This window comes from Kitasatospora sp. NPDC002227, assembly GCF_040296285.1.
Classification (GTDB): domain Bacteria; phylum Actinomycetota; class Actinomycetes; order Streptomycetales; family Streptomycetaceae; genus Kitasatospora.
This window is the reverse complement of record NZ_JBEOWY010000102.1, coordinates 1-9,540: the sequence shown is the minus strand read 5'-3', so window position 1 is coordinate 9,540 and position 9,540 is coordinate 1. Positions and strand designations below refer to the sequence as shown.

General features: G+C 70.8%; 6 protein-coding genes. 5 read left to right on the top strand and 1 reads right to left on the bottom strand.

Annotated features, from left to right (window positions below; all coding sequences use genetic code 11):
• The first annotated feature begins 513 nt into the window (after nt 1-513).
• From ABT095_RS38315 to ABT095_RS38295, 5 genes are all read left to right on the top strand, one after another.
• Nucleotides 514-1,272, top strand: a complete 759-nt coding sequence (locus ABT095_RS38315; protein ID WP_350534261.1) for a HEAT repeat domain-containing protein — start codon at nt 514-516, stop codon at nt 1,270-1,272.
• Nucleotides 1,273-1,846: 574 nt separating this feature from the next.
• Nucleotides 1,847-3,376 carry a TnsB C-terminal domain-containing protein gene (locus ABT095_RS38310; protein ID WP_350534260.1) on the top strand — a complete coding sequence of 510 codons (1,530 nt, stop codon included), beginning with the start codon at nt 1,847-1,849 and terminating at the stop codon, nt 3,374-3,376.
• A gap of 96 nt (nt 3,377-3,472) precedes the next feature.
• A complete protein-coding gene (locus ABT095_RS38305; protein WP_350534259.1) occupies nt 3,473-4,258 on the top strand; it encodes an ATP-binding protein in 786 nt (261 codons plus the stop codon).
• On the top strand, nt 4,255-5,370 hold the full coding sequence (locus ABT095_RS38300; protein WP_350534258.1) for a hypothetical protein: 1,116 nt from the start codon (nt 4,255-4,257) through the stop codon (nt 5,368-5,370). Before ABT095_RS38305 ends, ABT095_RS38300 begins: the two co-directional genes overlap by 4 nt.
• A gap of 72 nt (nt 5,371-5,442) precedes the next feature.
• Entirely contained in the window at nt 5,443-6,192 is a 750-nt protein-coding gene (locus ABT095_RS38295) for a hypothetical protein (protein WP_350534257.1), read from the top strand.
• An 84-nt stretch (nt 6,193-6,276) separates the two neighbouring features.
• Here ABT095_RS38295 and ABT095_RS38290 read toward each other — a convergent pair whose 3' ends face one another.
• Nucleotides 6,277-8,850, bottom strand: a complete 2,574-nt coding sequence (locus tag ABT095_RS38290; protein WP_502885142.1) for a helicase associated domain-containing protein — start codon at nt 8,848-8,850, stop codon at nt 6,277-6,279.
• Nucleotides 8,851-9,540: the final 690 nt, after the last annotated feature.

The following is a 9,540-nucleotide window of genomic DNA, read 5'->3' as shown; positions in this document are numbered from 1 at the left end:
GGCGCCACTCCCTACCGTCGAACCGTCGCCCGCCGTGACGGACCGGACACCCGGCCCCGGCGGGCGAGCCGGGGCCGCTGCGCCCGCCTGCCCCCGTCGGGCGGGCGCAGCCGTCACCGCTGATGGGTGGCGTGTGGGTTGCAGTGGTGATGTGCCGCCAGTTTTCAGCGGCCGGGTGGTGGTCGCTGCTGCTCAGTGCCTTGTGTCGCTGAACGGTGGTGTCGTGTCCGTGCTGAAGAGCGGCGTCGCAGGCCGGTGAAGTTTCGACGTCGCCTGTGACAGGGACCGCGGTACGGGCGGCGCGGGTTGTCCGAGGCCGGGTGCAGGATACGGACCATGTCCTCACACGAGATCCCCGCTACGGCGGCTCCGGACCCGGCCATGGTGCTCCGTGGCACCGATTGAGCGGCGCTCGCCCATGCCTACGGCCCGGCCGACACCACTGCGGACGATCTGTGCGGGCTGCTGGAAGAGGACCCCGAGGTCCAGGCCGCGTCGCTGGGCCAGCTGGAGATGTCGGTTCTCCACCAGGGCTCGCTCTACTCCGCGACCGCGCCCGCGGCCCTGTACATCGCCGGGATCCTCCCGCATCCGCGCACGCTGGCCGTTCACGAGAGCTTCTTCCCGTGGGACGACCGCAGGCGCCCGCTCAGGGCGGCGCTGCTGGAATGGCTCGGTCAGTTCGCCGAGTCCGCGGCCTGGGAGGAGACTCCGGCCGATCCGCAGGACGCGGACGACGCCGACGCTCTGGAGGCCGTGCTGGCGTGCCGGGCAGTCCGGCCGGAGATCTTCGACGCTGTCGCGCCGTACCTCGACGACCAGGACGATACGGTCCGGGAGGCGGCGCTCGGCGCCGTGACGCATCTGCTCGCGGCCGACGACCTCGCCGATCGGATACCAGCTGCAGCCGACCGTTTGGAGCGCATCGCCCGTGGCCGGGGGCCGCGCCGTGAGCGTGCGGGTGCGCTGCTCACTCTGGCCCGCTGGGGACGGGACACCGCGATGCTGCTCACCGATGAGGACCCGGCCGTCCGCACATGCGCCGCGCTCGGCACCGCGGACCCGTCGGCAGTGGATGTCCTGCTGGCCGCGCTTGCCGACCCCGTGGCGGTGGACGGCTGGTTCGACGAGCCGCTGCCACAGGTCGACGGCTGGTTCCGCTTCACCGTCCTGCACGGGCTGCTCGAGCGCGCCGAGAGCTTCGAGCAGATCCTGCCCGCCGCACTCGCCCTCATCCCGCTGTGCAGCCAGTACACCGTCGACCGGGACTGAGGCCCGCTGCTTGCTTTCGCCTTCCCCGAGCCCCACCCGGCGGGAGCCGCCCTGGCACGGGCTCAGAGCGCTCTCCTGGCCGCCATGGCGGAACAGGACTCGTGTTGGGGGTCGATCGCCAACCAGGATGCCTGGCTGCGCGCAGCCGGACTGCCCGCGGATCGCGGGGAGCTTCGAGTCCTTGTGCAGACCGCGAGGGAGCAGACCCTGGCGCGCTGATGAGGCGCACCCGGCGGCGGTGTTCCAGAGACAATCGCACGAGCAGCGTCGTGCCGCTGAACGATGCCGTCGTCCTCAACCCAAGGCTCCAGCTGCCAACGACACCGGCTTCCGGATGTGCCGCTCCCGCTGAAACACGGCGTCGTGGTGGTTCCGTCCATCGTGTGGAACTGGTCGGCGTGTCGGGATGGGCTCTGCGTCCGCGGGACAGTTCGCCTTCGTCAGACGACGGCGTTCTTTCAGCGAACCGGGGGCGGCTGTGAGACCCGAACAGCAGGACATGCCCCCGCTGCTCACTCCGGGCCAGCCCCAGCCGGCCACCACAGCAGGACGTGAGACCTCGGTAGCCCGCCTGATGGATCTGGACAGCCGGGGCGAGCTGACCACCGCTCATGTGCGTCTGGTCGCCTCGGCGATGGGGGTGACGGAGCGGGCGGTCTGGTACTGGGTGGCTGCTGCCCGCACGGAGGGACGTCTTTCAGCCCGGCCGCGCGAGCGGACGCTCGTCACCCCGGAGGTTCGGCGTCTGCTGGCTTTCTGGGGCGGGAACACCGCCGCGGTCCACCGCGAGCTCGCCGCCCAGGCCGCCAGCGATCCCACCGTCTCCGTTCCGTCGCTGCGCGCCCTGCAACGTGCGGTGCGCAGGGAGCTGTCGGTGGGGGAGCGGGCTGGTCTGCGCGGCGGGGAGGCGGCCCGCAGGGCGCACGACGTCTTCGGGAAGCGGCCGGCCTCGTGGAGGAATGCGTGCTGGGAGGGCGACCACAAGCACGTGCCGGTGCAGGTCGATGTCGAGGGCGAGTTGGCGTGTCCGTGGATCACCTGGTTCATCGACTGCAGGACCAAGTACGTCCCTGGCCTCGCGGTGACCCCGCACGCCCCTTCCCGTGACGCGGTGCTCGCCGCGCTGCGCACCTCGATCACCCGCACCGGACCGTTCGGCCCCGCTGGCGGCCTGCCCACCGTGGTGCGCGTCGACCGTGGCAAGGAATTCCTGTGCACCACGGTCACCGCAGCGCTGGGTGCCTTCGCTGTCCCCGTCCACGACCTGCCCGCCTACACCCCGCATCTCAAGGGCACCGTCGAGGCGCTGAACGACTCGGTCGAGGAGATGTTCCTCGTCTCTCTCCCGCGCTACACCCACCGCCAGAAACTCACCGGCGGCCGGACCGCCGATCCGGACGCGCCACCGCTGACGTTCGCCGCCTTCGTCGCCCTGCTCCTGGACTGGGTGCGCTGGTGGAACACCGAGCACCACCCAGACGGCCTGAACGGCCTCACCCCCACCGAGGCATGGAAGGCCGACCCGACGCCGCTGCGCGACGTCCCAGCCGAGCACCTCGCGTTCTTCGCTCTGGAGGACGACGGCCGCACCCGCACGATCACCACGAACGGCATCTCCTGGCGCAGCCGCCCCTACATCGCCCCGTGGATGGTCGGCCACACCAAGACGAAGATCCGCCTGCGCCACCTCCCGCACCACGACGGCGAGATCGAGGTGTTCGACGCTTCGACCGGCCGCCACCTCGGTACCGCCCATCTCGCCGAGCAGGCGAGCCTGGAACAGGTCCGCGCCCTGAAAGCGGCCCGCACCGCCGCCGCCCGCCGACTACGCGCGGACCTGAAAGCCGCCGAGAAGCTGCGCCGCCAGCGGTTCGCCGCCGTCACCACCGCAGCCTCACCCCAGCCGCTCGGCACCCTCACCGCCGCCGAGGCCGCAACCGAACTCGAAGCGACCGACAGCCGGGACCTACGAGCACTGGCTCTGCCCGGCCTGATTCCCCACGCCCCGCTCCCGGACGGCTGGGTCCTGCCCCGAACCGCCGCGCCCCGCCGCAAGCCGTCCGACCAAAACCCGCCGCCCGCTGACACCGACCCGCCACAGTGACCGGGCCCGAATGCCCGGCCTGGATACGGCGAGTACCCGAGCTCACCCCCACGACCGCCTCCACACGCGACAGCTCCGTGCCCAGGTAGGAGAACCATGACCACCGCGCCCGCCGTCCGTCCCGGCATGCTGCCGCCCGAGCGCGCCGACCACTACCTCAACCTGACCGACGCCCGCGTCGTGGCGACCGAAGCGCTGCGCACCACCCAGGACAACATCGCCGCTACCCTGCAGGCCCGCGCGATGATGGTCCTGTCCGGAGCCGCCGGCAACGGCAAGTCGTTCTCCGTCAACGCCACGCTGCGCCACCTCGCACCCCGCAACACCTACCGCGTCGCGTTCCGGGCCCGCCCCACCCCACGCGACATCCGACACGAACTCTTCCGCGCCCTCGCCCTGCCGGGCGAGCCACCGCTGCGGCCGATCGAGTTCGACACCGTCCTCAAGGACGCCCTCGCCCGCTCATTCCACGTCCTGGTCTGCGACGAGGCCCAGTGGCTGTCCCGCGAGTGCTTCGAGTACTGGCGCTACCTGTGGGACGACCCGGCCACCGACATCGCCGTCGTCTTCGCCGGCGGCGACGGCTGCGCCAAGGTCCTGCGCCGCGAGCCGATGCTCGCCTCCCGCGTCTTCATCTGGCAGCAGGCCCTGCCGCTGACGCTCCCTGAGGTCCTCGCCACCATCCCCGCCTTCCACCCAATGTGGGACGGCGTCGACGCGGACCTGATCACCCTGGTCGACAAGCAGGCCGCCCACGGCAACTTCCGCGCCTGGGCCCGCATCACCAAACACGCCGCCGACGGCCTCGCCGCCCAGGGCCGCACCCACGTCGACGAGCACCTGCTGCGCCAGGTCTACCAGCGCCTGGGCACCAGCGCGTGAGCGCCCGCTCGCTGCCCACCCTCACCCTCGCGCTCGACCCCGACGACACCCCCGCCTGCAGCCATGCCGCCCTGGCCGCCCACGACCCCGCCGCCGGACAGGTCACGGTCCATCCCACCCCCGGCACCGACCACCCGGCCGGCCTCGCCCACGACGTCCTCGCCGCCCTTGGCAAGCCCTACACACCACCCGGACGCTGGAACACCCAGCCCGCACTCACCTGGGCAGCCGCCGCAGCCTGGGCCCGCACCACGGGCCTGCACCACCTGATCCTCCTGCGCGGCCACCTCCTCACCCCCACCCGCTGGCACCACCTGCTCACCTTCCAACAGCACACCGGTGCCCACCTGACCGTCATATGCCACCGCACCCCCACGCCCGCCCTCACCCGCGCCCCGGCCCACGTCGACCACATCATCACCCACGGCCTGCCCGCCTACGCCCTCCCCAGCCCCGAGCGCCACGGCCGACCCCCGCTGGTACGCAACGCACCAGCGACATCGCTGCCGTGGCTCACCCTGCCCGCCCTCACCTACCTCACCCTCACCGACAGACCCGAGCCGCCGTGCGACTGCGCCCCGCCACCAGCCACCGCCGACCGCCTCCCCATGGAACCCCCGCCAGGGCGCACCGAGGAAGCCGCCGCACGCCTGCACCGCCTGGCCCACCCCACCCATGCCGCCGCCCTGGCCGCGGCCCTGTTCACCGGAGTCCCTTTCAACCGGCTTGCCGCCGTCACCCCCACCGACTACCACTCCGCACGCTCCACCCTCACCCTCCACGCACCCGCCCGCGACCGCACCCCCGCCCGCTGCGCGACATACCGCGTACCCGCCTGGGCCCGCCCGCTCCTGGACGCCGCCGCCCGCTACCACCAGCACCGCAAACGCCCAGGCCTCCGACTGCTCACCGACACCGAATCCGCGCTGACAGCGCTGCTCCAAGCCGCCGAACACTGCCGCCTACGACCCCCGCAAGACCCATCCGGGCGCAGCCGCGGCCGCGTTCCCCGGCCGTACTTTCCCGAAGCCCTCCCCGACGGCCCCCACTGGACAGCCTTCATCCCCCTGCCCAACCTCCCCCCAGAGTTCCAACCCGCCGCCCTCCAGTGAGAAGACACCTGCTCCGCCCAGACCTGGGGACTGCCCCCGCGCTTGTCGGTGTGGGGCGTGATGATGGCCTGCGTGACCGACACCGCAGACCCTGCCCCGTCCTGGCTGCCCGGCTACGAAGGCTGCCCGTTCACCCCCTACCCCGAGCCCCTGGAGGACCCGCTCTTCTGGCTCTCGCACCTCAGCTCGTGCGCCCGCAGCCAGCAAGCCCAACAACTGCTGTTCGGCGCGGACTACGAGGCTGCCGAGGACTTCTACCGCGCCCTGTGGGACAAGGAAGACTGGCCGCTGTTCACCGTCCCGCTCACCGACGGACACCGCTTCCACGTCGTATACCGCACCATCGACGGCGACCGCGGCACCGACTACCTCCTGCACCACCCCACCTGGGACACCACCGAATTCCTCGCCCAGGACGACGGCCACTTCATGGGACCCGCCCTGTCCTGGCCCGAGCTCGCCACCGCCACCGACAACATCCCGCCCGACCCCGACCCAAACCCCGGCACCCTGGACGCCGGCATCCTCGACGCCCACGCCCGCCTGCTGCTCCTGCTGCCCGCCATGGGCGACAACAGCCCGCCCACGACCGCCGCACCCCGCCTGGCCGCCGCGCTACGCGCCCGCACGGCCGTCGAGGACCCCGACCACCTCGCACTCCTCCTCCTGGAACAGCAGGGGCAACCCGGACCCGCCCACTGGCGGACCACCCAGGACGGGGTACGAATCAACGACGGCCGCTACTCCTACCGCAATCCCGCCAACCCCTTCGCCCTCCCGCAGACTCGCCTTGCCAGGGTCTCCGCCGCGCTCACCCCGTGACCGCACGAACCGCCCCCACCGCTGTGGCGGGGCCGGTGTGCGTCGAACGATGTGAGACACAGTCTCGAACGAGCCAGGCACGTTCTACCAGGCCACCCCGAGGGCCTGCAGCTGCCCGAGCTGTTCGGCGGTGAGCTTGTCCCGCCTGGCCTTCTGGTTGTTGAGCCAGGTGCCCAGCGCGAAGTGCGACACCACGACCTGCTCCTCACCCCTGGCTCTGGCCTTGACGGTCTCCACCGGCTCCTTGTGCGGGCGGGGGACCCGGACGTGGCCTTCCCGCTCCATGAACTGAGCGAGCGCGGCCAGGCCATGCTGGAACCGGTCGGTGCGGGAGACCGTCGGCTTCGCGTCGGCGGCGGCCTTGGCGGCCATCAGCTCGGGGTCGGCCTCGATGCCGATCGCCGTCAGCAGGTCCCGCTGGTCTCCCTCCAGCCTCGGCCAGGAGGCCCGCTGCGCCTGGACCCACCGGCCGAGCTGCTCGCCCTCGAACACCGTGTCCACAGGCAGCTGCGCCCAGTTCACGCGGCCGTCGGCTTCGAGCCACCACTGCCGGGCGGTGGCGTAGGTGCGTTGCCAGGTGATGGGCCAGGTGGGGCACCAGAACGGGTCGATGTCCTCCAGCGCCCGGCGCCGGTCCGGCGACAGCGCGCCCGGCTGGTCGGCCGGGACCTGGGCGGAGGCTCGCAGCTCGGAGAGCCACGACCCGATCGCGTACCCGCCGACCGAGGCCCGGGACGGCGCCGCCAACGACCCGCCGTGGCCCTTCGCCCAGACCCGCGCCCAGTCCAACCCGGTCTCGAAGCGGGCGTCACTCACGGACCAGATCATCCCGAGCGCGTCCAGCATCTCCACCCGGTATGACGCCAGTTCACCGGCCGCATTCTCGCCGCGCCGGTCCGACAGCCACTTTCCGAGCGGGTAATTCCCGTTCTCCCCGACCAACGCCGAATAAGGGACGTCAAGCCCGCCGGTCTCCTCGAACCACCGCCGTGCATGCCCGATCCCCTCCCGCCACAGCTGCGTCTCACCGACCAGCACCCGGGAAGCGATGAACAGCGCGAGCACGTTCTCATCCACCGGCGTCTGAAACCGCACCGGCAACGTGAACGCCCCCGACCCACCCGCAACCACACCGCTCTCACCAGGACCAACGGCAGCCTCAGCGCTGCTCCCCTTGGTCCGCTTGCCCGACTTCTGCGGCACCGCGAGGGCCTCCACCACCTTCGCGTCGTGGCTGCGCAGCGCGGTCAGGATCTTGACCAGGGGACCGTAGGAATCGGACTCCAAAATGTCCCCGGGCTGCTCTCCGGGCCCCAGGAAAACCGGTACGATCAGGCTGGCAGTTTTCCCCTCGCCAGGCTGCATACGCAGGGCCCGGCCGATGGCCTGGACGATATCCACCATGCTGCCCCGGCCTTGCAGAAGCACCGAATCTGCATTCGGCATATCAACGCCCTCGCCCAGGACCTTGCAGTTACTGAAGATCCGGTACCTGAGTCCGTCGTCCCCCTCGCCCTTTCCGAAGTCCCCGATCAGCTCCTTCCGATAGTCGATCTCATGCTCACCGGAAAGCCACTGCGCCCAAACCTCGGGCGGGTACTTCTGCGGGTTCTCGAAGTGCAGCTTCTCGACCGTCTGATTCAGCGTCTCCGAGAAATACCGCACCTCGATCGTGCGGCTGTGGAACGTGATGCACCGTCGGAGGTCCCGCTCCACCACGGTCTTGACCAGCCCGGCCTGGATCGCGGCGATCCGCTCCGCCGGCACCTCGTCCTCACTCCCATCCAGGGCCTCCCCGACGCCCGGCCCCCACGGCACGCCCTGCTGCTCCGCCTTGTCCCGGGCGCCGATCGGGTCGCGCAGCTCCAGGACCACGATCTCGAACGGCGCGAGCAGCTTGCGGTCGATGGCCTCAGCCAGGCCCAGGGAGTAGACGTGCGGCCCGTAGACCCGCTGGTTGTCCATGGACACCGCCAGCTCCTCCGGCAGCGGCTGGTAGGCGCCCTCACGGCCCTTGACCGGGCGCTTCGGCGGCGCCCAGATCCTCGGCGTCGCGGTCATGTAGAGCCGGCGGTCCGCAGGGATCGCGGCCTGGTCGTGCACCACGGTCCAGGTCTTCTCGACGCTGCCGGAGGACCGGTGCGCCTCGTCACAGACCATCAGCCCGAGCGGGGGCAACAACTCGCCCTCCCCATCCTGACGCTGCGCCCAGTACTCGTAGGCGTCCTTCACCGCCCCGACCGAGGTATAGGTGGCGAAGATGGTGGTCGGCCGGCGGTGCTTCGCCGCGTTGGACAACCACATGCCGATCATCAGCGGGCTGGTGGTCGCCATCACCCCGTACGGCAGCTCCGAGTCGACCAGCGAGCAGATGGCGTGCATGTCTCCGGAACGGCCGGCGGCCCGCCACGAACCGATCATCTGCACCAGCAGGTCCAGCGTCGGCACGACGACCAGGACCACGCCGCGGGGCACCAGCTTCTGGCCGGCCGCCGCCCCGACGTACGACTTCCCGGACCCGGTGGCCATCTGCACCGTCACCCGCAGCCCGCCCGGGGCCGGGTGCCCCGGACGGGGCGTCAGGCCCCGCACGATGGCCTCCAGGGCCTCCTCCTGGTGCCCGCGCAGCGAGATGCCGGCGGCGGACTGAGCGGCCATCAGGCCGGGCTTTACGACGTCCACGAAGACGTGTCTCCCCTCACCCATTCCCGAGCCCACACAGGGACCACGCGGGAAATGCTGACAGTGCCCTACTGATACATTCGACGGACCGGCGAAGGAATTCAGCCGACCGGAATACAAGACCGATTGAAGCGGCCATCCGACAGGATATCAGTTCCCGCCCAAGGAATCCGGCGAATACCCGAAAAGCGCGGGTTCGGACCCCGCTTCGGGCGGGATCGTCCGAAGCTCCAATACTGATACATTGGGGACCGTTGCTCACCCTGCCAGGGTAGCGCACCCTACCCCACGATGGGGCTGAAACCGTGGCCTGGATAACGGTCTAGACCAATCCAACGGGAGTGAAGCCGACCCGCACGCCCCCCTCGGAGCCCACTCCTCCCCAGTCAGCTCATACCTCATCAGCCGACCTCCCTGCTCAGCTAGGTGATCCCAGCTCAGCCACCAGGCACCATGGAGCGAAGCGGAGTGGTGCCAGCCCGAGCGCGAAGCGCCGGGCCCACCCGGGCGAAGCCCGGGTGCGGACACGCGGAGCGGGTCCGCCGCCTGACCGAAGGTCAGGCGCGAACGGAGGGCCGGAGGCCCGAGATCGGAAGAGCGGGGGGGAGGGGAAGAGTGTGATTATTGCGGTGTAGATATCGGTGGTGGGCGGATCATTAAAAAGGG

Bases quoted from the DNA above. Each gene is read 5' to 3' on its own strand.
- ABT095_RS38315 (WP_350534261.1), top strand. From the start codon at position 514: ATGTCGGTTCTCCACCAGGGCTCGCTCTACTCCGCGACCGCGCCCGCG.
- ABT095_RS38310 (WP_350534260.1), top strand. From the start codon at position 1,847: ATGGATCTGGACAGCCGGGGCGAGCTGACCACCGCTCATGTGCGTCTG.
- ABT095_RS38305 (WP_350534259.1), top strand. From the start codon at position 3,473: ATGACCACCGCGCCCGCCGTCCGTCCCGGCATGCTGCCGCCCGAGCGC.
- ABT095_RS38290 (WP_502885142.1), bottom strand. From the start codon at position 8,850: ATGGCCGCTCAGTCCGCCGCCGGCATCTCGCTGCGCGGGCACCAGGAG.